Origin of the sequence: Cognaticolwellia aestuarii (assembly GCF_002000025.1) — a bacterium.
Lineage (GTDB): Bacteria > Pseudomonadota > Gammaproteobacteria > Enterobacterales > Alteromonadaceae > Cognaticolwellia > Cognaticolwellia aestuarii.
This window is the reverse complement of sequence record NZ_MUZV01000001.1, coordinates 388,862-412,589: the sequence shown is the minus strand read 5'-3', so window position 1 is coordinate 412,589 and position 23,728 is coordinate 388,862. Positions and strand designations below refer to the sequence as shown.

The following is a 23,728-nucleotide window of genomic DNA, read 5'->3' as shown; positions in this document are numbered from 1 at the left end:
AACTCTCAATGAGACGTTCAAATACTTAAATAGTTAAGTATTTGAACGCGATAGTAATGAATGGCTTACTTAGCTAATTTAGCTACGGCTTTTTCAAAACGTGCTAAACCTTCAGCAATATCTTCATTCGGGATAACTAATGAAGGGGCAAAACGTATAATGTTAGCGCCGGCAACAAGTGTCATAACACCTTCATCCATTGCAGCATTTAAAAAGTCTTTTGCTCTACCTTGGTAAGCGTCAGTTAATACCGCACCAATCAGTAAACCTTTACCACGAATTTCACTAAATACATTATGTTTGGCGTTGATAGCATTTAAGCCATCGACATAAAGTTGTGCTTTTTCTTTAACACCGTTTAATACTTCTGGCGTATTAACCGTATCAAATGCAGCTTCTGCTACAGCACAAGCTAATGGGTTACCGCCGTAAGTACTACCGTGTGTACCAATTTTAAGGTGCTTAGCAATATCGGTTGTTGTGATCATAGCGCCAATAGGGAAGCCACCACCTAATGCTTTTGCAGTGGTTAAAATGTCAGGTGTTACACCTAAGCCCATATATGCATATAATTCGCCTAAGCGGCCAACACCAGTTTGTACTTCATCAAAAATTAACAAAGCGTTATGTTCATTACAAAGTTCGCGAACGCCTTTGGCAAATTCGTCAGTAGGTGAAACAATACCGCCTTCACCTTGTAGTGGCTCCATTACTACAGCACAGGTTTTGTCTGAAATAAGTGCTTTTAGGCTGTCTAAGTTGTTGTACTCTGCGTGATCAATATCACCAGGCTTAGGACCAAAACCATCTGAATAGGCTGTTTGACCACCAACAGTAACGGTGAAGAATGTACGACCGTGGAAACCTTGTTTAAAGGCGATGATTTGTGACTTTTCTGCGCCAAAGTTTTCAAGTGCCCAACGACGCGCTAATTTTAATGCTGCTTCGTTTGATTCTGCACCAGAGTTAGCGAAATAGACTTTATCAGCAAAAGTATTATCCGTTAATTTTTTTGCTAAACGTAGAGCTGGCTCGTTGGTCATCACATTTGATAAATGCCAGATTTTATTGGCTTGTTCTGTTAACGCACCGACCAATGCTGGGTGACAATGTCCTAAACAATTCACTGCAATGCCGCCAGCAAAATCGATAAATTCACGATCTTGTTGATCCCAAACACGTGAACCTTGACCGCGAACAGGGATAACTGCAGATGGTGCATAGTTAGGTACCATAACATCATCAAATAACGCACGATCTACGGGGAAGTGATTAGACATTGTAAATTCCTCTTATAGTTAGGATATTGTAATCAATAGTTGTGTATTAGTTTTATAAGCTAAAGCTTAAAGAAACTAAATGAATTAATTAGCGAAGTGTAATCTCAACACATGACTAACTAAAAAATAGGCAGGGATTATGACAGAAAAAACCCACTCTGTCTCGTAAATATGCGCTGTACCCCTTGTAAAGCAAAGGCTTAGCCGTTTTTATTCATTATTCTTGCATAACTATTTTTAGTGGCTTTTTTCGCCTTAGGGGTGGCTGCTAGCGCTTGATGTATAGTATGAGGGTCAGCAATTGCTGGTAATATTTCATAATTAATCAAAAATAATTTAATTAAAGTTTAATTTTATATGGTCAATGTCACCTTTTTTTAGCAGCGCTATATCTTTTGTCGTTAATTGCCCAGCGGTTAGTAGTGTTTTAGCTTCTTCGGTATTGATGAGATCTTCTTTGGCTAAGCTTCTAAAAGCAATATAGGCTTTAGCCTTAGTCAGGATTTTGGCAATAGGACACATGTGACTGATATTAACCGCATAGGCCAGATCAAATAACGCTTCCGTAATTTGTAAGCGATCAAAACGCATTAGCTCAACCATGTCGGCAGCGACTTTACTACTACGTTCAACTAGCTGTTCAAGTAATAACTCTGGTGATGCTTCTAATTCCAGTAAAACGTCATGGAGTTTTTTATCTTTATTGTCGTAAGCATCACGCAACTCTTCGTTGTAAAGTTCTGAATAGGTGTTTAAAAAACTACGAGTTACAGCGAGCAGGCCTAAATTACTCAGCATACCGGCAGCAAAAGCGGCAAATTCATCTAAGCCTTGCTCCTTCGCTAATAATTGTGCAGCTAGGGCAATTGATAAACTATCATTCCACAGTTTACGTTTCATTAATGGAAAAGGAGCGGTATTGCTAGGTAGCCAATGCTTGAGCATAAAAGTTGGCATCACTAATTTTAGATTATCTAAGCCAACGTAGCTGAGTGCTAAGTTAGGCTCAGTGACTTGTACGTCTGAACGTTTACGGTATTGGGGCTTATTCACTAAGTTAATTAATTCAGTGCATAACCAAGGTAATGCTTTAACTAAAGGTGTAATACGATTGATACTGGCAGCCTTGAGTGACAATATTTCCATAATAGACGGCGCTGCATCTTCTATCTTCAGCACGTTCAGGTAGAGGTTTTCTTTATTGTCGAATTCTTTATTAACTTGCTTGGCGACTCGTGCAAAAAACTTACTCATCACTTGGGCTTTAAAGTGTTCGTGTCCATGCGCTTGAATAATTTTATTTTTATTCGCTTCTTCTTCTACGGCAAGTAGCTCACGTCGGCGATTTAATTGTTCACTATTTTGATGCTTGGCAACATTTACTTTGCCATTTTTTTGCTCAGCAAAGTCTTTACTAATCGCTAAGCTAAGTGCTCGATTATAGAGAGGGGAAACAAGTTTATTATCTTCAAATATTTGCATCAGCACTTCATTATGGGTAACGGTGATTGATTTATTTTTATTGTTAGTTAAGTTATCGACCTGTTTATCTATTTCTTAAGGGTCAGACAATTGAGCAAATTGTAGGTAACTCACCTGAATTTAGGCTAACTAAGCATTTATTTCGACACCAAAGTGCCAGTCAGTGAGCTTTATCCAACTATCGGTCAAATATTATCATCTATTAGATTGGCATACTGATCAATAAAGTTTTGTAATAACTGTTGACCTTGCTCGGTTAAAATTGATTCGGGATGGAACTGTACGCTAGCAAGCGGTAAAGACTTGTGTTGTAGCGCCATAATCTCTATGTGATCATTGTGTGATAACCAAGCCGTTACGGTTAACTCATCTGGTAGGGTTTCAGGTGCAACAATTAATGAATGATAACGGGTCACTGTTAAGGGCTGTTTTAATGCTTTAAATAGTCCCTGTTCATTATGTGAAATGTCACTGGTTTTTCCATGCATGACTTTCTTGGCTTTAATGATTTTGGCACCGAAATGTTGGGCAATACATTGATGACCAAGGCAAACACCTAGTATTGGAATGAGGCCTTTAAACTTTTCGATAATGGCTAAGGAAATGCCGGCGGCATCAGGATCGCTAGGGCCGGGAGATATCACAATATATTGTGGTGCTAATGCTGTTATCGCATCGACATTGATTTCATCATTTCTGACCACCATGACTTCTTGACCAAGTGCTTGAAAATAATGCACTAAGTTAAAAGTAAAAGAATCATAATTGTCGATCATTAATAACAAAGAAACACCTACATAAATTCAGACTTGGAAGCGGGCGCTATTCTAAGCTTTTATCCACAGCCATTCTACCCCTAGTGATAGGATTGACGATATTGTTGATTAATACTGTTGTGTAACTTGATGCTAAATGGCGAGGAGGTAAACGAAAAGGGTTTAAACACAATCGTTTAAACCCTTTGTTAGCTTATTTTAAATGTTAGCAAGCGCTAACTTTAGCTGAGGAGTGTAGCTTAGAAATTAGCGGCAACTTGTACACAAAGCTTATCCGTATCGCTAGCATAGTTGTCAGCATCAAAACTGGCGAACTTCACTAGAACACTGTAATTTTTATTAAATGCATAGGCTGCAGCAACGTCGATTTCTGAGCCATAATCAATACCATCAACATCTGAAGATAAGTCATGATAAGTGGCAGAAAGCTTGATGCCATTGATTTTGGTTTTCGCGGTAAAGTAAATATCCTCAATACCTTGAGCTGGAGTGCCTAAAAATTTATCAGCAAAACCTTGGAACTTGTGTAGTGTTGCTAATGGTGTAGAGAAACCAACGCCGTTATCACTTCCCAAAGATTCGATACCGGCTAATAAAGTCACGGTGCTCACTTTCGTGCCGACTTCAAAATTGTAGTAGTCAGCACTGAAGTCAGCTGCGTTATCACCCGCGTCACTTTGTGTCGCGTAAGCTGCGTTAATCATTACTGGGCCAAAGTTACCGTTGTAACTAACACCGTAAGTATCTGTTGAAGAAGTTGCTGCGGTATCGAAATCAAGTAAGTAAGCATACGCATTGATCTTGTGCTCTTTATTGATTTTATAACCCGTGTTAAGTAAATGGAATTGACCATGTAAGTCAGCTTTATCGCCGTCAGGGCCAAAAATACGATTTATGTTATAAATATAGCTATAATCTGCAGAGAAACCTTTGACCGGTTTCACTTGAAAACGGTAACCGTCGTAAGTTTGCTCGTTTTGTCTCCAACCCACACCGCCAACAAAGCGTTGGTTGTTATGTAAAATACGTTGACGACCCGCAGTGGCAGAAAAATTCTCAGTTGAGTACTTTAAGAATAATTGGTTTACATCTGTGCCCGTTGGATCAGCGACTACAGGGTAATCAGTTTCGCCATTGCTAGTGCTATTGTAGTTATCGATGATGTCAGTCACATTATCAACTTCAACACCTGCAGATAACCCCTTAAAGCTACCGGTATTTGCAGTGATACGACTTTTTAAGGTCAGTGCACTTGCGTTGTCGTCAATGCCATCTTGATCAACACCTTCGTAACGAGCGCGGAAGCTAAGTTTTACTGTGCTTTCTGAAAGCGCCTTTTTAACGCCTGATGCCACAGATGTTTCTTCTGCAAAAGCTAATGGTGCACTTAAAAGTGAAGCTGAGAGTAAAGCGAGAGATGTGTATTTTATGTTATTTTTCATAATATCAACCTTAGTGTTTTTAAACTTTGAGAGAGTTTATTTTTAATCAACCATAGTAAGAATTAGTCAAAATATCGGATTGTTTTAAGGCATTTTTTTAGTAATTTTTATTTGTCTGAACAAACTATATTTCATTTATTTACAATAAGTTACACAAGACGGCTTTGTTCATTCATCGGCACATAAGTTTAGATGATGAAAAAGTAATAATTGCCAAGCTGTTTAAAAAACGAGTAACTTTTTAATGCGCTAAAATTAGCACTACTCTGGTCTAATGAGAAATACAAAAAGCAAAAATGCGCTGAATAATGTCGCTAAGCTGATCTGGAACAACAAAGCGTGGTTTTTTTAGCGATTCATTGAGTCAATTACTCGTTTTTATAGTCGGAATTAGCGCTATAAAAGGCTAAATTTTCGATAAAACGCGCGTAACTGTTGTTGTGCTTGTTGGTGATTAATGAGGGTGAAATTGACTTTTTCACCTGGGCGCATTTGGCTTAAACGGAATAAATCGGTTTGCATGACGCTACCCAACACTGGATAACCGCCCATGGTTTGCCTTTCCTTCATTAAGATGATGGGTTGTTCGTTGGCCGGAAGCTGGATCATGCCGTATGTAACCGGTGATGATAATAAGCAACGCTCGCGCAATGACTCAGCAAGTATTTTTTGTTCAAATGAGCCGCTTTGCTCAGGTTTGCTCTGTAGTCGATAGCCCATACGGTTACTCTGGGCTGAAATAGTATACTCATTGGCTAAAAAGTGTTGCTGCTGTTCATGACTCATTTTCAAAAATAATGTACTGGGCATTACCCTTAATGTTAGTGAGTGTTGGGCGTAGAACTGCGTTGGTGAGCTGATTGGCTTATTGGCATTTACGGGCATATGCCGTGCTAAATCATTCGCATCTGCTGAGCAGTATAACTTACTGCCGGTTATTAACGGTTTACCGGTAAAGCCTAGTGCCATTTCATTCTGAGTTTGAGCAAAACTGCCTAACCAGGGTTTCTGTCCTACTTGGCAAGTAAAGCCACCTGCCACAGCTAAATAGCTATGTAAGCCATGTTCAGGCATGGCAAAAGTAATCATGTCATGGGGCTTTAGCTGGTAGCATTGCCAGTTTTTTATCACGGTATCATTGATTTTAGCCTTACAATTCGCACCGGTTATGGCAATTACACATTCGGTATTGGCGCGAAAACTCACTTGTCCTAAGGTGATTTCTATTGCAGGGCAATTACTTTGGTGCTTATTCGGTTCAGTCATACTGCAATGATCTGAAATAAGTTGATTAGCTGTCAGAAAAGCAAACTCGTCTGCAGCACCACCAGCACTAAAGCCTAAATGCTGAGCGTTTAACCGCCCGAGATCTTGAATACTCGCCTGACCATTAATGTTGATAATCTCAAGGCAATGCTGACTCACGCTGATAAGCCTTGTTGCATAGCGATAAATTCAACTTTCGAAATAGCATAAAATTCTACATTTTGTCCGACATTGATGGTGGCATTAAATTGGCCGTTACAGGTGTTATACATAGGTAAGGGGGTTTGGCCAATAATATGCCAACCACCAGGGCTTTGATTTGGATACACGGCGGTTTGTTGCTCGGCAATAGCCACGGCGCCTTTAGGTACTTGAGTGCGTGGCGATGACTTTCGAGGTAAATGCAAAGTGTCAGGCAAACTCGCTAAATAACAAAATCCTGGTGTGAAGCCTAAAGCAAAGCCACGATAAATGGTGCTGCTATGCTGTTCGATCACTTCGTTGCTTGTAATGTTGCAACGGGTTGCTACTTCAGCCAGATCCCATTGTTGTTCGATATCGTAGTAAACCGGTATTTTAATACAATCAACGGACAGGCTATTGTCGGTTAGTTGTGTTGGCTGTTGATGATGTTTAGCAAGGTGTTTAATTTGCTCTGTAATTTCAGTACTTGTGATCATTTGATGACGAAAATAAATCATCAAGCAATGATAGCTTGCGATGGTTTCAATGACGTATGCATCTAGCTGATGTTTAATCAGTGATTGCAAGGCAATAATTTCATTATGTTGTGCAATTAAGATTTCGCTTTTCCAGCTGAGCTGTAAGGCGTTTTCGGCGACAATATCAAGGCTAAAGTTTATTTGAAATCGTGGGTTGCTAGCTCTCTTACCTATCACGGTATTAAGACTTTTTTTCTGCATTGAGGGTTGCTCGCAAAGCTTTGATCATAGCAAAAGCATTGGGTGTGTCACCGTGTACACATAAAGCATCAATGTGAAGTTGCAAAGGTTGCTGATTAATACTTAGTAGCGGTTTTTGTTGCAGTATATCCTGACAGCGACTCACCACGTCTTGGTTATTACTTAACACCGCACCGCTTTCATTGCGCGGTACGAGTAAGCCATTATCTAAATAAGCTCGATCAGCAAAAGCCTCAAAATAGAGCTGAATTTGGTGCTTTTTAGCTATTTTCTGAAATGGCGCGCTGTTAGTTAATGCTTGCAGCATTAAGGATAAGGGTTGATGACTTGGTTGAGCTAACTCGGCAATAGCAATACAAATGCCATTAAACAAATTAAGGTCTTTCATCATATCGTTGTAGAGTGCACCATGGGGTTTAACATAATGAACTTGTGTATTTTCTGCTGCGCAAAGTGCTTGTAATGCCCCTATTTGATATTGCACATTAGCAATTAACTCATCTTGTGTTAACTGCATAGATTGTCGACCAAAGTTTTCGACATCGGGGTAACTGGGATGCGCACCAATAATGACTTGATGTTGGTGGGCAAGTTTAATGGTGTTTTTAATGGTTATTGGATCTGAACCATGAAAGCCACAGGCAATATTCGCCATATCAATCAATGGCATTATATCGGCGTCGTTATTATCTTTAAACTCACCTAAATCGCAGTTTAACTTCATGACTTTTGCCTTACTTAATCATTATGTCTATTGCGACGTTTACGCTCTGGATGCCTAATAACCACATCAGTTAATGGCGTACTACAGCAACTTAAAATATAGCCTTGTTGTTGTTCTTCATCGGATAAACCGTCTTGACACGTTTCCGTTACTTGGCCTTCTTCGAGCATAACCTTACAACTACCACACATACCTGCACGGCAAGAATAAGGTAATACTAAACCCGCATTTTCGCCCTGTTCAAGCAAAGTTTCGGTATTGTTGCCGGTTACTGATTTATTAAAGCGACTAAAAGTTATTAGCGGTTTCTTTTTCGTAACTGGCTGTAATTGTGCTGCTTTTTCTTTAATGCTTAGCCCGTTATTGTCAGTAGGCGCTGTTGATTTTTCAGCTAACGCAAATACTGGCGCAGCTTGATATCTTAATACTTCCAGCTTGTCACCGCGTTTAATTTGTCCTTGATTAAGTGCGACTAAGTTTTGCCCAAATAGAATGTCGCCATTAGCTATTTGCCGATAATTTTTTAATGTTTTTAATGGTTCTTGCTGGTGATCTTTCACTGCATTTTCAGGGTTAATGGTGGTAAAAATACAACGAGTACAAGGCTTGGTTACTTCAAATTCTACTTCGCCAATACGAATTTTTTGCCAAGTATCTTCTGTAAAGGCGTCACAATCGCTCACCACAATATTGGGCCTAAACTGCGACATTGGAATGCTTCGAGAGTTAGGTGGATATTGGCTGTTTAAATGATCAAGTGAGGCTTGTGAAATAAGTAATAAAGGGTAGCCGTCGGCAAAGCCCACTTGGCTATTTTTATTTTTAACAAAGCGTTGTGACTCAGTGCCAAAAAACAGTAATTGGCAGGGCTTTTGAAGGTAGCGACTAAACCATTGGTTGATAGCGTCTTCGCACTGTTGTGCGCTGATAGTGTCATTCCAAACTTGCACATCAACATAATTGAGACTCAGCAGATTATAATCAATCACCAATGCCGGCATTTTCGGTGCGGTAATTATCATGCCTGTTGCGGTTAAGTTGGCTTGAAGTAAACATAAGCTTGGCTGTGTACGAGCAGTAAAAAATTCCCCATCAGGGCTCGCAACAACAAAGCGACGATCAAAAGCTAAGCCGAACTCTTCCACCCAACTATTAGATAACTCAATGCCAGCACTCGATTTTATTGGGTAAATGATAATGTTTTTCAGCGTAGCCTGACTCATGAATTGCCTCAAATGTTAATTGTGTTGTGATCAACTTGCGATAATATCGTTAATTGCTCGATGCGCTTATTCAGTTGATAGTAATAGACTTGGAATAACCGCTTTGATAGTGGGCAAAATGGCTTGATTTTGCAATATGTATTTTTGTGAGATTAAGGTATATTGAGCGCATTCTGATTTAAACCTTAGCTCAAGCTAGCATTTGCAGTGTAAGAGCTATAGAAATAGGCTTTTATGCATCTTCATATATTAGGTATTTGTGGCACATTTATGGGCGGTATTGCCGCCATTGCTAAGCAAATGGGTTTTCGTGTTTCCGGTTGCGACGCTAATGTTTATCCACCAATGAGCACGCAGTTAGCACAACTCGGCATCGAGTTAAAGCAAGGTTATTTGGTTGAGCATTTAGATGATGAACCTGATTTAATTATTGTTGGTAATGCCATGACACGCGGTAATGTCATGGTTGAGCATGTACTCGATCGGAAAATTCCTTATACCTCTGGTCCACAATGGTTACTAGACAACGTGTTAAAAGACCGTTGGGTACTTGCGGTTTCAGGCACTCATGGTAAAACTACCACAAGTTCAATGCTGACTTGGATTTTACAATATGCCGGCATGGAGCCTGGGTTCCTCATTGGCGGCGTACCACAAAACTTTGATTGCTCTGCGCGTTTAGGCAATGCACCGTTTTTTGTTATTGAAGCTGATGAATACGACACCGCATTTTTCGATAAACGCTCTAAATTTGTGCATTATCGTCCCAATACTTTAGTGATCAATAACATGGAATTTGATCATGCCGATATTTTTAATGATCTTGGTGATATTCAACGACAATTTCATCATCTTATCCGTATGGTGCCAAGCAACGGTTTAGTGTTGTCGCCGAGCGGCGAGCAAGCAATTACCGATACCTTAGCTATGGGCTGTTGGACGCCAAGGGAATACAGTGTTGGCGACCATGACAAGTTGTCAGGCTGGCATGCAGAAAAGTCTGTTGCTGACGGCAGTGAGTTTATCGTGAGTTTTCAAGGTGAAATTCAAGGACGAGTCAAGTGGGCACTTATTGGCGACTTTAATATCGACAATGGCTTAATGGCGATAGCGGCGGCAAGACATGCCGGCGTACCCACTTCAGTTGCAATCGAAGCCTTAGCAACTTTTGTTAATACCAAACGTAGACTAGAGCTCAAAGGTGAAGTTAATCAAGTTAGGGTGTTTGACGACTTCGCTCATCACCCGACCGCGATTGCGAAAACACTGGCAGGTGTGCGGGCCAACGTAGGTAATAAACGTGTTATTGCTATACTGGAGCCGCGGTCAAACACCATGAAGTCAGGTGTGCACAAAGATACTTTAGCAAAATCATTAGCGGCTGCTGATATGGTTTTTGTTTATCAGGGCGAACAGGTTAAGTGGTCTGTTGATGCGTTAATTGCTGATTGTATTCAACCTTGCTTTATCAGCCAAGATATCGCACAACTGGTCGCTGACATTGTTGCTAAAACTCAAGCAGGAGATACGCTTGTTGTTATGAGTAACGGTGGTTTTGGCGGTATTCATGATAAACTGTTATCGGCACTTGCAACGCAGTAGCCATTGTTTAAACGACTTGAGTGATCAATAACATCGTGCAAGTCGTATGATATAGGTAACAAAAGTAAATTTTGATTAACTCAGGTGAATAAGTGCAAAATCAATCAGTAACAATTAATAATAGCGATGAGTTTGATAAAAAAATAACCTTAGCAATTACTGGCGCTTCGGGCTCAGCTTATGCGCTGCGTTTATTAGAGTGCTTAGTTGCTGCTAATTACCAAGTTTATTTATTGTGCTCAAGCGCTGCGCGAGTGGTATTTGACACTGAAGTGGGGTTGAAATTGCCGAGTTCGCCGGATGCCGCAAGTCAATTTTTTACTGAAAAATTTAACGCTAAAGCAGAGCAAATTATTGTTTTTGGTAAGGAGCAATGGTTTTCACCGGTGGCGTCTGGTTCGGCTGCGCCGAAAACGATGGTGGTTTGTCCATGTTCTACTGGAACGCTAGCGGCTATTAGCCAAGGCATGAGTGATAATTTGATCGAGCGTGCTGCCGATGTGGTGATAAAAGAACGCGGACAGTTAATTTTAGTGCCGCGCGAAACACCATTTTCAACTATTCACTTACAGAATATGCTGTCGTTATCACAAATGGGTGTCACCATTATGCCAGCCGCACCGGGTTTTTATCATCAACCCAAATCGATAAATGATCTGATTGATTTTATGGTGGGGCGTTTACTTGATCATTTAAATATCCCGCAAACCATTATGCCGCGTTGGGGTTATCAAGCGTTTCCAAGTGCTAACAAGCAAACAAGTTAGTTACCTAACAAGCTTATACTGACAAAGTTAGCGACAGTTGCAACAAGGATTAGTGAATCACGCTAAGGTTTATAGATCTTAAGGTTAATTCACCTAATCAGCGTTGCTGGCGGCTTTGTTCTTTGCTTTAATTGCTTTAATATCAACACCGTCAAGCAACAGCATGACATCAGCGAGTAAGCGCTTGAGTTCGGTAACTTCAGTAGGGATGCTTTTTTTGACTTTTTGCACATAAGCAATCGCTTCACGATTTTGAATAACCTCTAATAGCGCCTTTAAGGTTTCGCTATCGTTAGCATCAATTGCCGGCAATTTTTTTTCACTCGCCGCGTTATAAAGTGAGTAGGTAGCAATTAAACTTGCTTGTGCTTCTTTCAATCTTTCCATAAAAATCAGTCCTTGTTTTTATTATTAGGTTGGTATCTACCATACTGAAAAATAAAAAATTGTCTAAATATTTATCACTTTTTTTAGCTTTAATTGTTAATATTTACAAGCTGTTAACAATTGGTGCTGAACGATCAATAACTGCTATTTGTCGCATTGCACTTAAGTTTTAAATGCTGATGTGTTCTAGTAGTAAAATAACAATAATTTATAGTCGTTGAAATGACTCTTATAAGTATTTAGATTGTCAATTTAATGATTATTATATAGCTGATTAGGTTAAAGATAATGTCTAAATTTACATCCAGAATATCCTCGCTAGCACTCAGTATCGCCTTAGTGTTAGGTACAAGCCATCATGCTTTTGCAGAAGATAGTGCCACGAAAGCAACAAACAAAGCGCAAGCTGAAAAATGGTCGGTAAACAACCCTCCAGGGAAGTTCACCACAGCAAAAATTGACGTTCGCCAAGGTACTTGGATGAATGTTGATATAAGCCCAGACGGCAAAACTTTAGTGTTTGATTTATTAGGTGATATTTACACTTTGCCTATTGAGGGTGGCGAAGCTACAGCATTAATGACTGACATTGCTTGGCAAATGCAGCCACGTTTTAGTCCTGATGGTCAACATATTGCGTTCACCTCAGACGAAGATGGCGGTGATAATCTTTGGATCATGAATGCAGATGGCAGCGCCGGTAAAGCGGTCAGCTCAGAAACTTTTCGCTTATTAAATAGTCCGGCCTGGTCGCCAGATGGTAATTATCTTGTGGGTCGTAAACACTTTACTGGTTCTCGTTCATTAGGTGCTGGCGAAGTATGGATGTACCACAAAACTGGCGGCAACGGTGTCATGCTAACTAAGCGACCTAATGAGCAAAAAGATCTAGGTGAACCGGCATTTTCGCATGATGGGAAATATGTTTATTTCTCGCAAGATGCAACGCCTGGTAAAACTTTTCATTACAGTAAAGATTCTGAAAAAGGCATTTATAAAATTAAACGCCTGGAACTGGCTACCGGTGAAATTAAAGTGGTGGTTTCAGGTAAAGGTGGTGCGATACGTCCTGTTCCGTCACCGGATGGTAAATATTTAGCTTATATTAGCCGTGACGATTTCCAGTCTAATTTATATTTATATGACTTAAAAAGTGGTAAAGAAAGCTTAATTTTTGAAAATTTAGATCGTGATATGCAAGAAACATGGGCTATTCACGGTGTTTATCCGAATATGGCTTGGCTACCAAACAGTGAAGGCATGGTGTTTTGGTCTGGTGGGCAAATTCATAAGCTTGATCTTGAAAGTAAAAAAACAACGGTTATTCCTTTTCACGTTAAAACTGAGAAAAAAATACAAACTGCATTACGTTTCCAACAAGATATCGACCAAGATAACTTTGATGTAAAAATGCTGCGTGATGTTGAAATATCACCGGACGGTAGAAAAGTTGTTTATGAATCAATGGGGCATATTTATCTTCGCACCATTGCTGACGGTAAAGCAAAAGGAAAAGCTAAGCGCTTAACTAAACAAAAATCACATTTTGAATTAAATCCGAGTTTTTCTCGTGACGGAAAATATGTGGTTTACAGCACGTGGGACGATAATAAGCTGGGTGAAATTCGTATGGTTTCTGCCCGTGGCGGTAAAAGCCGCGTATTAACTGACGAGCCTGGTAAGTATGTAGAGCCTAGTTTTTCACCCGATGGTAAAAGCGTAGTCTATCGTAAGGTTTCAGGTGGCTATATTACTGATCCAACGTGGGGTTTAAATCCGGGTATTTATACGGTTAATGTTAAAAACGGTACCCCAAAACTGGTAACTGAGTCAGGTGAATTACCGCACTTTGGTGCTAAAAATGATCGGATTTATGTTTTACGTAATGGTGAAACGCCACAGTTAGTGAAAATCAGCTTAGACAACTCATCAACAGCTGATAAAGAGCAAGCGCTTTATCAAGGCAAGTTTGCCACTGAGTATAAAGTATCACCTGATGGTAAGTATTTAGCGTTTGCAGAGCGCTTTAAAGTGTTTGTAACTCCGTTTGTTGAACGTGGTCAGGTCATTGATATTGGACCTTCATCGAAAAATTTGCCGGTGAAAAAATTATCCGTGCGTGCTGGTGAGAGTATTAACTGGAACGGTCAGTCGAATGAACTGTACTGGAGCTTAGGCCCTGATTTATACCAAGCAAGTGTCGCGGGTTTATTTGATATTACGACTGAAGAGCCTAGCGCTAAAACAGATAAGCAAGCGAGTGATAGCTCAACGCAAGCACCACTTAAAACTTATTTAGGCTATAAAGAAAAAGCTGACAAGCCTTCAGGTCGAGTTGCTTTTGTTGGTGGTAAAGTTATCACTATGGAAGGTGAGCAAGTTATTGAAAATGGTGTTGTTGTGGTTGAAGGCAATAAAATTATTGCCGTGGGCCAACAAGGTCAAGTGACTATTCCATCTAACGCTAAAGTGATTGATATCACTGGTAAATCGATTATGCCTGGCTTGATTGACGCACATGCCCATGGCCCACAAGGTAGCAATGAAATTATTCCACAGCAAAACTGGAAAAATTACGCGGGCTTAGCGCTAGGTGTCACGACTATTCATGATCCATCGAATGACACCACTGAATTTTTTGCGGCTAGCGAATTGCAAAAAGCCGGTGATATTGTTGGACCACGTTTATTTTCAACCGGGAGTATTTTATACGGCGCCACCGCGGCGGGTTATACCTCACATGTTGATAGCTTAGATGATGCTAAATTTCATATTGAACGTTTGAAAAAAGCCGGTGTATTTAGTGTTAAAAGCTATAACCAACCGCGACGTAATCAACGTCAACAAATGATACAAGCTGCGCGTGAAGCTGAAATATTAGTAGTGCCAGAAGGGGGATCACTACTGCAACACAACCTTACTATGCTAGTTGATGGCCATACAACATTAGAGCATTCAATTTCAACCGCGAAAATTTACGATGACATCAAGCAATTATGGTCACAATCTGAAATGGCTTACACGCCAACCATGGGCGTAGCTTACGGTGGTATTTCGGGTGAACATTTTTGGTATGACACCACGGATGTATGGTTACATCCTCGCTTAAGTAAATATGTTCCGAGTGAGTTTTTAGATCCACGCTCCATGCGTCGTAGTAAAGCACCACATCATCATTACAATCACATTAACGTCGCGAAAGTTGCTAAAGAGCTAAACGACCTAGGGGTTGTAGTGAACGCCGGTGGGCACGGACAACGTGAAGGCTTAGCGATGCACTGGGAAATGTGGATGATGGCACAAGGTGGTATGTCACCATTAGATGCTATTCGCACGGCAACAATGTCTTCGGCACACACCTTAGGTTTAGATAGCCAATTAGGTTCACTTAAAGTAGGTAAACTTGCTGATATTTTAGTGATTGACGGCGATGTTAGTGAAAATATTCGCTTATCCGATCAAGTAGTTTATACCATGGTAAATGGTCGTTTATACAATGCCGAAACCATGAATGAAGTAGGTAACTACGATAACAAACGTGAAAAATTCTATTTTGAAAAATAGGCTTTAGTAAGTTTGATGTCACAAAGCCCGGATTTATCCGGGCTTTTTATTTTTAAACTATTGGCGTTTAAACAAAAAGGCTCAATCCAGACTTGTTTTTGGATTGAGTTTTGTACTGGTTTCAATTATTGTTTGCTTATTAAAAGTCACTCATTATGGCTGATAAAGTTTAAGTTCTTAAGCGCCTCGCTTAATTTATTCAAAACTCGTTATACTGCGCTTACTAAGCTTAGGCTGAGTAAGTTATAGGGCTAATTGTGAATATTGAAGTATTAGAAAACCCCGATGCGCAGTTAGTGTCATTTTTAGATGAAAAAATTGCCGAATTTAATTGGGCTCGCTGGGAAGTGAGCGAGCGTAAAGCATTAGCCGTAAAATTGAGCGATGAAAATGGCGAGATTATTGCCGGTGCTGCCGGGCGAACATTTGGTGATTGGTTGATGATTAATACCTTATGGGTGGCTGAGAGCTCGCGAGGGCAACATGTTGGTAGCCAGCTGTTAGCAAAAATAGAATTGGCCGCGCAGGCAAGAGGTTGCAATAAGGCGTTACTGGATACTTTGAACTTTCAAGCTATGCCATTTTACCAAAAACATGGTTATAAAGTGCAATGGACGCAGCAGGGTTATCCTAAAACTGGCTGTAAATATTACATGGTTAAGCAATTATCCAGTCACTCTTAATAAAGCTTTAGTTGGTGGAATTAACATGTATTCAGGAAAGTGTTTGTGCAAAGAAGTAGTTATTGCCGTACATGGTGAAATTAGCGATATTATTCATTGTCATTGTTCGTTATGTCGAAAAAACTCAGGTACGGCTTATGCCACTAATGGCTTTGTTAATAGTGCCGACTTTGAAATCATAACAGGTCAAGAATCCTTAAGTCGCTTTTCTTTTAAGCCGGGTCGTACCCGTCATTTTTGTCAGCATTGTGGTAGCCCGATCTTTAGTAGTAATGATGACGATATCGCAAGAATTCGAGTCAGGTTAGGGATTTTCGATAGCGATATTTTAGCACGACCACTATCACATAATTTTGTTGATTCCAAAGCTAACTGGGACGATTTAGATGCAGAGCTTCCACGTTATTCAACCTTTGAGCCTAGCCGTTTGAAATAACGTTTTTGTTTAACGATGCATTGCCATAAAGTCATTTGAGATAATCAGTAATACCAGCCTAAATCGTCTATTATCAGCAGGCAGTTTTATCGTCATAAAAAGACACTAAGGTGCCATTTTTCCTGACCCCTTAGTGTGCTATAAGCTGATTTATTAGCCAATGGTATTGGTTTAGTTTCTCCCGGCCATTACACCGCCGTCATGATCCCAAATTGCCCCAGTGACCCAGTCGGCTTGTTCGCTTAATAAAAAGCTCACTGTGTTGGCAATATCATCAGCTTGCCCAATTCTGCCAATAGGGTGAAAGGCATCAAAACCTGCTAGTGCACTATCAATCTCTTCTGGCTCAATAAATGACTGATATATCGGTGTTTTTACGACAGCAGGTGCTACTGCATTAACCCGAATATTATATTCTGCGAGTTCCATAGCCATATGTTGAGTGAGGGCATGTAAACCGGCTTTTGCCATGGAATAAGCCGACGATGGTGTTGCTTTTATGGCTTGTTTAGCCCACATAGAACCAATATTAACAATGGCGCCTGCACGGTGTTTTATCATGTTTTTAGCTACGGCTTGCGAGATAAAAAATGTTGCTCTATTTAGCTCCATATATTGGTCATAAACTGCATTGTTATGCGCCATAAAGCTGGTTGGTTTAAAATAGCCAGCGGCGTTAACCAAGTAAGTAACGTGTCGAGGAAGATCCTCAATATATTGATTTAATTCGTCAACTTGTGTTTTGCTGTATAAATCAACCGACAAAGTTTCTACCTGTGCTAATGGTGATAGCTCGGCTTTTATGGCGTTGAGTTTATCAGTATCACGACCAATGATGATCAGGTCAGTGCCTTTTGCGGCCAGTTGTTGTGCTGTAGCTAAACCCATACCACTTGAGCCACCGATAATTACTGCTAAATTGTTTTTTGAAACGCTCATATTTTTCTCCAATTTGTTATCTACACTTGCTAAAGTGTTGATAGCTTAGCGAGCAAATCAGCTTGTTGAAAAGTAGGTACAAATTAGTGGGGTAGGTACTTTTTAGTACATCTTTATGAATAACAATGAAAAAATAATTTCAAGAAAAACACCACCTTTAAATAGTGCGCGTATGGTTGAAACAATATATGGTTGTAAGTGGTCACTGACGGTTTATCAATTACTGTCTGACGGTATTAATCGACCCGGTGAAATGGTGCGCAGTGTTGAGGGGTTAACCACTAAAGTGCTTAATGTGTGTTTAAAAAAGAATATCGAGTTTGGTATTTTAGAGCGGCAAAGTTTTAATGAGCTACCTCCGCGAGTTGAGTACCATGTGACTGACTTTGGTCGAAAGTTTCTCACCATCGTTGACGCTTTAGAAGCGTTGCAACAAGAAGTAGATAACGATAAAGGATAGTGCTGATTTATGTTAATTTTTCATCCTAATTGTCAATGTTGCGATAAGGATCAAGGTGTTTGCCCCAATTGTCAGGGGGATTTTATGCCACGTCCAACCCGACAGGGTGACTTATTGGTTAAATATCCTGCTTCAACAAAACGTATTACTCAAGCTTAATGGTAATATTGATATGCTATGAATAGTAAATAATGAGATTTAAAGAGGTTAGTATGAGCATAGTACGAGTAAATGAATTTACCGCAGCTGTTGGCAAGTCAGCTGAACTTTTCGATTTTTTGCAAACTTTAGTACCTTACATTGCTGGCGCAGCTGGTTGTATTGCTTGTGAGTTATTAAAGCATCATGAGCACTCAGATCAGTTCATGATTATTGAACGTTGGAACAGCATTGAAGATCATCAACTGGCTATAACCAACTACCCGCAAGAAGATATGCAGGCAGCAATGAGTTTATTTGGCGCACCACCTAAAGGTAATTACTTTCAGCAGGATTAAAGTGACTGACTAATAAATATTAGCCAGCCAAAATTACTTATACCCAAGCAACCTAACAATCATTGCTAAGCTGTTAAATTTGTGACCGCTGCAAGTAACTTTTGTCTGATGTCGTGGTTAGTTACGGTATTGTTTTCTAAGTCAAAATTTTCAAAGAAGCTTGGTATTGATAGCGATGCCTTTACATCACCAGCAAAATAAGGTGCAGAGCCTACTGCCGCCGCTAATACGCTAGCAGCACCTCCAGGCCCTGGAGACGTTGCGAGTAATAACATAGGTTTACTTTGAAATACTTTTTGATTAATGCGAGAAGCCCAATCAAAGAGGTTTTTATAAGCAGCAGTATAGCTGCCGTTATGTTCTGCAAATGAAATGATAATGGCATCGCTTTCACCGAGTTTATCGAAGAATGCCTTCGCTGCTTCTGGTTGACCTAGTTCTATTTCTTTATCTTGACTAAAAATAGGCAGCTCGAAGTCGTTTAAATCCAGTATTTCAACCTTAATATCGCTATTTGTTGTTGCTGCTAAATTAGCGGTGTATGTTGCGAGTTTTTTGTTGATTGATGTACGGCTTGAGCTTGCACCAAATGCGATTACTTTCATGATAATGCCTCGTTTTTTTGATCTGATTTGTAAATAAATATAGCTTGGCCTTCGGCTAATGCTGTAAACGTAAGGCCTTGTTTATCATGCACAAGAGTACGTGCTTGAATAACTTCACCATTGATTTCTGCCGTGCCCATACTGAGATAAACCATGGCCTCACCAGCTATATTGATGCTTTGTTGTACTACGGTATTGCTGACTGAAACTGAGATTGTATTATTAAAGTTTGTTTGTTGCGCTTCGTGACCACCGTAAACATTGATATATTCACCCTGTTTGGGATGATAATGCTGATAAGCGGCCGCTTGACCTGGTTGCTCAGGTAAAAACCAGAGTTGAATCATATGGTTTTGATGAGCATTAGGATTAATTTCATTATGGCGGAAGCCTTCTGCACCAGCACGCTGTACTTGTACTGATCCTGCCGTTAAACGCTCTCCATGCCCTAATGAACCTTGGTGTATAATATCACCCGAAACCATCACAGAAATAACATCTACTTCTTTGTGGCTATGCATCTTGGTTTCACCATGAGGTAAAAAATTAGCATCAGCAAGGTAAATAAAATTTCCTAAACCAGCAAAAGCGATAGTGTTTGAGCGACCAAAAACTGCTTGGTTGATGACAAAACGTCGTTCAATTAAACCGGCAAAACCGCCTTGTGGTAACTGCTCAAAAGTTAATGTTTCCATTTCTATCGCTATAGCCTCAAGCTGTATAAAATAAACTATAGTCAGTTTATGCCTATTTTTAGGCATGATAAATGGCGTATTAAGTAAATCATTATTACGTTTGGTGTAATAATTGAATATTAAGCGTTAATTTATTATTAATTTTATATTCTATCCTTCATTACTCTACTTAGTGATGAAACTTAGTTAAAATGACGGCAATATGTTTGTCTTTGCAGTTATATAGTCAAGACACTTCAAGCCGGTACGTGACAGTTTGAAGTATCATGGTTATACACCGCACTTATTTTAGGAAAAGTTGTGTCTATTAACGAAAAACGTCTTAATAAATACATTAGTGACTCAGGTTATTGTTCACGTAGGTTTGCTGATAAGTTGATTGAGAATAATCGGGTTACTATTAATGGTAAAGTACCTGAACTGGGCACTAAAGTTGTACCCGGCGACAAGGTTTGTGTTGATGGCATGGAAATAAAAGCCAGTGCAAGTAACCATACCGATCGTATATACATTGCTTATAACAAGCCTATTGGCATTACTTGCACCACTGAGCGTCACGTAAAAGGCAATATTATCGATGCCATTGGTCATAGCAAGCGTATCTTCCCTATTGGTCGTTTAGATAAGCCGTCTGAAGGTTTGATCTTTTTGACCAGTGATGGCGACATTGTGAACAAAATTTTACGTGCTGAAAACGCTCACGATAAAGAATATATTGTTACGGTTGATCAACCGATCAGTGAACGATTTGTTGAAAGAATGTCAAAAGGTGTGCCTATTTTAGGTACGATAACAAAGCCTTGTGTTGTTACGCCAGAAAGTAAGTTTGTATTTCGTATTATTCTAACCCAAGGCTTAAACCGACAAATTCGTCGTATGTGTGAGTATTTAGGTTATGAAGTAACAAAACTTAAGCGCGCCCGTATTATGAATGTTGAGTTAGGTAAATTGCGTCCGGGTCAATGGCGAGACTTAACGGCTAGCGAATTAGCAGAAATAACGACTGCGGTTGCTGGTTCTCGTAAAACAGCCATAGATGACGACTTTACTGAAGCAGAGCCCGCCGTTGTTGAGGCCGCTAAAAATCCTGAAATTGCTGATATTAAACATGCGAGTAAAACTATTGAATCGAATGCTGATAAATTTTCGAAGCGTAAACTAACGCGTATTGATGTGAAAAAGCCGGCGGTAACTGCAACGGGTAAAAAGCGTTTAAGTTTGAAAAAAAGCACTTAAGTTGAGCAAGTCAATTGAGCTAACCTAAGTCAAGTTGAAAGTTTTAAAACTAAGGTTGCCACTATTTCTCTGAAACGAAAAATAGCTTATTATTAAAAAAAACAATAAAAGAAAAATAATAAAAAGAGTGCATATGTTGAAAGTATTTTGGTTAAAAGTTGTAACGGTATTGGTATTTTTAGGTATTACAACCAGTAGCTATGCGAGTCAAAACAAGGATAGTGGTTTTTATATTTCACCTAAGCTCATTGTAGCCCATTCTAGTTTAAGAAATGGTCAAGTGAAGGGAAGTTACCAAGAACCTCTCATTCTATACTCAGATCAAAATCATGATAAAAATGATAATAACACCTCAGATATTGTCGGAGGAGCGTTATTATCACTTGGTTATTATAATGATAACTGGCGTGCTGAGTTATCTTATAGCTATCGCTATAGATTTGATTTAAATGGTGATGTTGGTGAACCTGATCCAAATGAATATCATAATCATAACAACCTTCCAGGCCGTTTTCGTTTAGATATTAATACTCAGTCAGTACGTTTTGATTTGTATTACAGCATATCAGCGCTGCAAACCGAGAGTCTAAAACCTTTTGTTGGTGTTAGTATTGAGTCGTTGCAACATAATATTTTAGCTAAGGTTCGAAATGCTTATAACTATACAGAAGAAAATACCGACAGTAGTTCAGTTAGTTTAGGATTCGGTGTTGGTACTGAAGTGATTTGGACCAAGAATATGAATTTTACCATATCGTTGCAGTACATCGATTTAGGCGATATTAACATTGGCCCTCAAAGTGACAATGCGTATTTTTCATCAGATAGTTTTGATACGCTTGATTTGATGTTTGGCGTTAATTACTATTTTTAATCACTATATATCATTGGCTTGATTCAAATAAGATGTGCTATGTGCTGCTAGATTTGCACATAGCACATAGCTTCCTTTTTGTTATATCTATCACAGTACTCTTCTACTTAACCTCAATTTGGGTTAATGAATTTTGCTTATCTCAAACTGACGGGAAAAATAGCTATTTTAAATTCAATAAATTTGCTGGCGAATATTGGTCGGTTAACAGTCGCGTCTCGCTTGGCCAATCTTGTATTATTGCTGTTGAGGTTATTTGACGGCTAATTTCTTTAATATTTACATTATAAGGTAATAATTTTTCACTTAAAAACTGAGCGCGCTCTGTGATAATTTTTGCTTCAGGTAAGGGCTGATTACTCGCTAAGATGATGCGATTACTGCTGCTTTTACGCTTGACGTTAAAAAAGTCACCAAACACTGATTTATAGGTGGCTGACTCATAATGATATAAGTCGCTGACTGAAAATGTATTGGCAGCTAACACGCCGTTAGTACTGAGTAATTGTTTGGTTTCTTGCAAAAACTCTTGTGTCATTAAATGTTCGGGTATGTAATCACCGTTAAAAGCGTCAAGAATTATCCAATCATATTGTTGTTTTTTAATCGTCGCACGTTTTACAAAAATACGACCGTCTTGCACTATCGAAGTTACTTGTTGATTTTCAATAAAATCAAAATAGCTTCGTGCAACTTTAATAACGGCTGGGTCAATTTCAACATTAGTGATGTTAGCGCTAGGAAATATTTCGTGTAGCGCATTCGACATACTACCACCTCCTAATCCTATGATTAAAATACGCTCCGGATTAGGGTTAAGTAACAAGCTAGAAAACAGCATTTTTGTATAGTTGAATACTAATTGTTGAGGCTGATTTACTAACATACAACTTTGTTGGGTTTTAGTGCTTTTGACGTTAAATTTTAAGCAGCGCAAGCCATTATTTTCTTCAACCAATATATTGCGGTACAACGAACGTTCACTATGGATGGTGTTAGCGTTAGCTGTGCTACTTAAAGCGTTGAGTAAAACCGCGCTGAGTATCGCGAGCCATAGCGTTAGTTTATTCATGTATAACTCCTTGGTGATTGCTGTTTTTATTATCTTTGATGCTCTTTTGTTGGTTAAGACGATTAAAAAGCATCGCGCAAACACCCAGCAAAAATAAGGTCGCGCTAAACACCATAATAATATCGTTAACTTCAAACAGTAAGACTAAGTAAAACGAGGTAATAATGGTGCCTAAAGCGCTGCCAAGTGTTGACACAAAGTAAAGAAAGCCAGCCACTTGACCACTTTTATTTTTATCGGTAACTAACAAGCGTACCGAGTAGGGAGAAATCATGCCAAGAATTACTGTCGGTATAAAGAACAAGGCCATTGATGCTAGCAATGAGCCGTAACGCGTATCTTCAATAGCGAGAAAAATTGCTTCCATGAGCCATTGTGAAGAAAATGCGACCGGTAAAATAGCGATGCCTGCACAAATAAAGATTAAACCATAGCGATTTAAAGAGGCTGCTTTGGTTGAAAGTTTGCCGCCAGCTAAGTAACCAAACGATAAACTCAGCATAAAAACAGTAATGATACTGCCCCAAATATGTACACTACTACCAAAAAATGGGGCGAGTATTCGCCCGCCAAGTAGCTCGATACCCATAATGCAAAAGCCACTAGAAAAGGCTAGTAAATAGATTAAAGGGTTCTGCCACTGCTGCATTTTATTATTTTTATTAGTCATTTAGCTCACTACTTCAGATAAATTAGTTAATTGATTAGATTTTATTCATTAATCATATTAAACATAACTGCACTGAGATGCTAGATAAGCTCAATAGTGGCTAAGTTATTTCTGTTAAGGTTATT

23 protein-coding genes are annotated in these 23,728 nt (G+C 39.4%); 9 read left to right on the top strand and 14 right to left on the bottom strand.

Annotated elements, in window-relative coordinates:
- Window positions 1-65: 65 nt before the first annotated feature.
- The 8 genes from B0169_RS01865 to B0169_RS01830 form a co-directional block, all read right to left on the bottom strand.
- Window positions 66-1,280, bottom strand: coding sequence for an aspartate aminotransferase family protein (locus tag B0169_RS01865; protein WP_077284127.1), 1,215 nt, complete (start codon window positions 1,278-1,280; stop codon window positions 66-68).
- 336 nt (window positions 1,281-1,616) lie between these two features.
- Window positions 1,617-2,762, bottom strand: coding sequence for an HDOD domain-containing protein (locus B0169_RS01860; RefSeq protein ID WP_077284126.1), 1,146 nt, complete (start codon window positions 2,760-2,762; stop codon window positions 1,617-1,619).
- Between the two features lie 185 nt (window positions 2,763-2,947).
- Window positions 2,948-3,547, bottom strand: coding sequence for an anthranilate synthase component II (locus B0169_RS01855; protein ID WP_077284125.1), 600 nt, complete (start codon window positions 3,545-3,547; stop codon window positions 2,948-2,950).
- 230 nt (window positions 3,548-3,777) lie between these two features.
- On the bottom strand, window positions 3,778-4,980 hold the full coding sequence (locus B0169_RS01850) for an alginate export family protein (RefSeq protein ID WP_077284124.1): 1,203 nt from the start codon (window positions 4,978-4,980) through the stop codon (window positions 3,778-3,780).
- Window positions 4,981-5,376: 396 nt separating this feature from the next.
- Window positions 5,377-6,405, bottom strand: coding sequence for a 5-oxoprolinase subunit C family protein (locus B0169_RS01845; RefSeq protein ID WP_158077032.1), 1,029 nt, complete (start codon window positions 6,403-6,405; stop codon window positions 5,377-5,379).
- Window positions 6,402-7,169 (bottom strand): 5-oxoprolinase subunit B family protein, encoded by a 768-nt coding sequence (locus tag B0169_RS01840; RefSeq protein WP_077284122.1) that lies wholly within the window; start codon window positions 7,167-7,169, stop codon window positions 6,402-6,404. The genes B0169_RS01845 and B0169_RS01840 overlap by 4 nt, the downstream gene beginning before the upstream one ends.
- Window positions 7,150-7,893 carry a 5-oxoprolinase subunit PxpA gene (locus B0169_RS01835; protein WP_077284121.1) on the bottom strand — a complete coding sequence of 248 codons (744 nt, stop codon included), beginning with the start codon at window positions 7,891-7,893 and terminating at the stop codon, window positions 7,150-7,152. Before B0169_RS01835 ends, B0169_RS01840 begins: the two co-directional genes overlap by 20 nt.
- A 14-nt stretch (window positions 7,894-7,907) precedes the next feature.
- Complete coding sequence (locus B0169_RS01830) at window positions 7,908-9,116, bottom strand: YcbX family protein (RefSeq protein WP_077284120.1); 1,209 nt, start codon at window positions 9,114-9,116, stop codon at window positions 7,908-7,910.
- A gap of 234 nt (window positions 9,117-9,350) precedes the next feature.
- On the opposite strand from B0169_RS01830, the gene mpl reads away from it, so the two are divergent.
- Window positions 9,351-10,718: a UDP-N-acetylmuramate:L-alanyl-gamma-D-glutamyl-meso-diaminopimelate ligase gene (mpl, locus tag B0169_RS01825; protein WP_077284118.1), complete on the top strand. Its 1,368-nt coding sequence runs from the start codon at window positions 9,351-9,353 to the stop codon at window positions 10,716-10,718.
- A gap of 92 nt (window positions 10,719-10,810) precedes the next feature.
- Window positions 10,811-11,485: a flavin prenyltransferase UbiX gene (locus B0169_RS01820; protein WP_235838433.1), complete on the top strand. Its 675-nt coding sequence runs from the start codon at window positions 10,811-10,813 to the stop codon at window positions 11,483-11,485.
- Window positions 11,486-11,578: 93 nt separating this feature from the next.
- Here the strand turns inward: B0169_RS01820 and B0169_RS01815 are convergent, their stop codons facing one another.
- Window positions 11,579-11,872, bottom strand: coding sequence for a hypothetical protein (locus B0169_RS01815; RefSeq protein ID WP_077284117.1), 294 nt, complete (start codon window positions 11,870-11,872; stop codon window positions 11,579-11,581).
- Between the two features lie 288 nt (window positions 11,873-12,160).
- On the opposite strand from B0169_RS01815, the gene B0169_RS01810 reads away from it, so the two are divergent.
- The 3 genes from B0169_RS01810 (at window position 12,161) to B0169_RS01795 (ending at window position 16,555) form a co-directional block, all read left to right on the top strand.
- Window positions 12,161-15,436, top strand: a complete 3,276-nt coding sequence (locus B0169_RS01810) for an amidohydrolase family protein (protein WP_077284116.1) — start codon at window positions 12,161-12,163, stop codon at window positions 15,434-15,436.
- A gap of 257 nt (window positions 15,437-15,693) precedes the next feature.
- Window positions 15,694-16,119: a GNAT family N-acetyltransferase gene (locus tag B0169_RS01800; protein WP_077284114.1), complete on the top strand. Its 426-nt coding sequence runs from the start codon at window positions 15,694-15,696 to the stop codon at window positions 16,117-16,119.
- Between the two features lie 25 nt (window positions 16,120-16,144).
- A complete protein-coding gene (locus B0169_RS01795) occupies window positions 16,145-16,555 on the top strand; it encodes a GFA family protein (protein WP_077284113.1) in 411 nt (136 codons plus the stop codon).
- Between the two features lie 171 nt (window positions 16,556-16,726).
- Here the strand turns inward: B0169_RS01795 and B0169_RS01790 are convergent, their stop codons facing one another.
- Complete coding sequence (locus B0169_RS01790) at window positions 16,727-17,494, bottom strand: SDR family NAD(P)-dependent oxidoreductase (RefSeq protein ID WP_077284112.1); 768 nt, start codon at window positions 17,492-17,494, stop codon at window positions 16,727-16,729.
- 115 nt (window positions 17,495-17,609) lie between these two features.
- On the opposite strand from B0169_RS01790, the gene B0169_RS01785 reads away from it, so the two are divergent.
- Entirely contained in the window at window positions 17,610-17,954 is a 345-nt protein-coding gene (locus B0169_RS01785) for a winged helix-turn-helix transcriptional regulator (protein WP_077284111.1), read from the top strand.
- 212 nt (window positions 17,955-18,166) lie between these two features.
- The gene (locus tag B0169_RS01780; RefSeq protein WP_158077031.1) at window positions 18,167-18,451 is read left to right on the top strand and encodes a putative quinol monooxygenase; all 285 of its coding nucleotides are present in this window, start codon (window positions 18,167-18,169) and stop codon (window positions 18,449-18,451) included.
- Window positions 18,452-18,516: 65 nt separating this feature from the next.
- Here the strand turns inward: B0169_RS01780 and B0169_RS01775 are convergent, their stop codons facing one another.
- Together B0169_RS01775 and B0169_RS01770 are read right to left on the bottom strand one after the other, a co-directional pair.
- Window positions 18,517-19,056 (bottom strand): NADPH-dependent FMN reductase, encoded by a 540-nt coding sequence (locus B0169_RS01775; protein WP_077284109.1) that lies wholly within the window; start codon window positions 19,054-19,056, stop codon window positions 18,517-18,519.
- Window positions 19,053-19,751: a pirin family protein gene (locus B0169_RS01770; protein WP_077284108.1), complete on the bottom strand. Its 699-nt coding sequence runs from the start codon at window positions 19,749-19,751 to the stop codon at window positions 19,053-19,055. The genes B0169_RS01775 and B0169_RS01770 overlap by 4 nt, the downstream gene beginning before the upstream one ends.
- A 300-nt stretch (window positions 19,752-20,051) precedes the next feature.
- On the opposite strand from B0169_RS01770, the gene rluF reads away from it, so the two are divergent.
- Together rluF and B0169_RS01760 are read left to right on the top strand one after the other, a co-directional pair.
- Window positions 20,052-20,987 carry a 23S rRNA pseudouridine(2604) synthase RluF gene (gene rluF / locus B0169_RS01765; protein WP_077284106.1) on the top strand — a complete coding sequence of 312 codons (936 nt, stop codon included), beginning with the start codon at window positions 20,052-20,054 and terminating at the stop codon, window positions 20,985-20,987.
- Window positions 20,988-21,120: 133 nt separating this feature from the next.
- Window positions 21,121-21,861, top strand: a complete 741-nt coding sequence (locus B0169_RS01760; protein WP_077284104.1) for an outer membrane protein — start codon at window positions 21,121-21,123, stop codon at window positions 21,859-21,861.
- A 163-nt stretch (window positions 21,862-22,024) separates the two neighbouring features.
- On the opposite strand, the gene B0169_RS01755 is transcribed toward B0169_RS01760, so the two are convergent.
- Entirely contained in the window at window positions 22,025-22,933 is a 909-nt protein-coding gene (locus B0169_RS01755; RefSeq protein ID WP_077284103.1) for a spermidine synthase, read from the bottom strand.
- On the bottom strand, window positions 22,926-23,603 hold the full coding sequence (locus B0169_RS01750; RefSeq protein WP_235838432.1) for a fused MFS/spermidine synthase: 678 nt from the start codon (window positions 23,601-23,603) through the stop codon (window positions 22,926-22,928). Before B0169_RS01750 ends, B0169_RS01755 begins: the two co-directional genes overlap by 8 nt.
- Window positions 23,604-23,728: the final 125 nt, after the last annotated feature.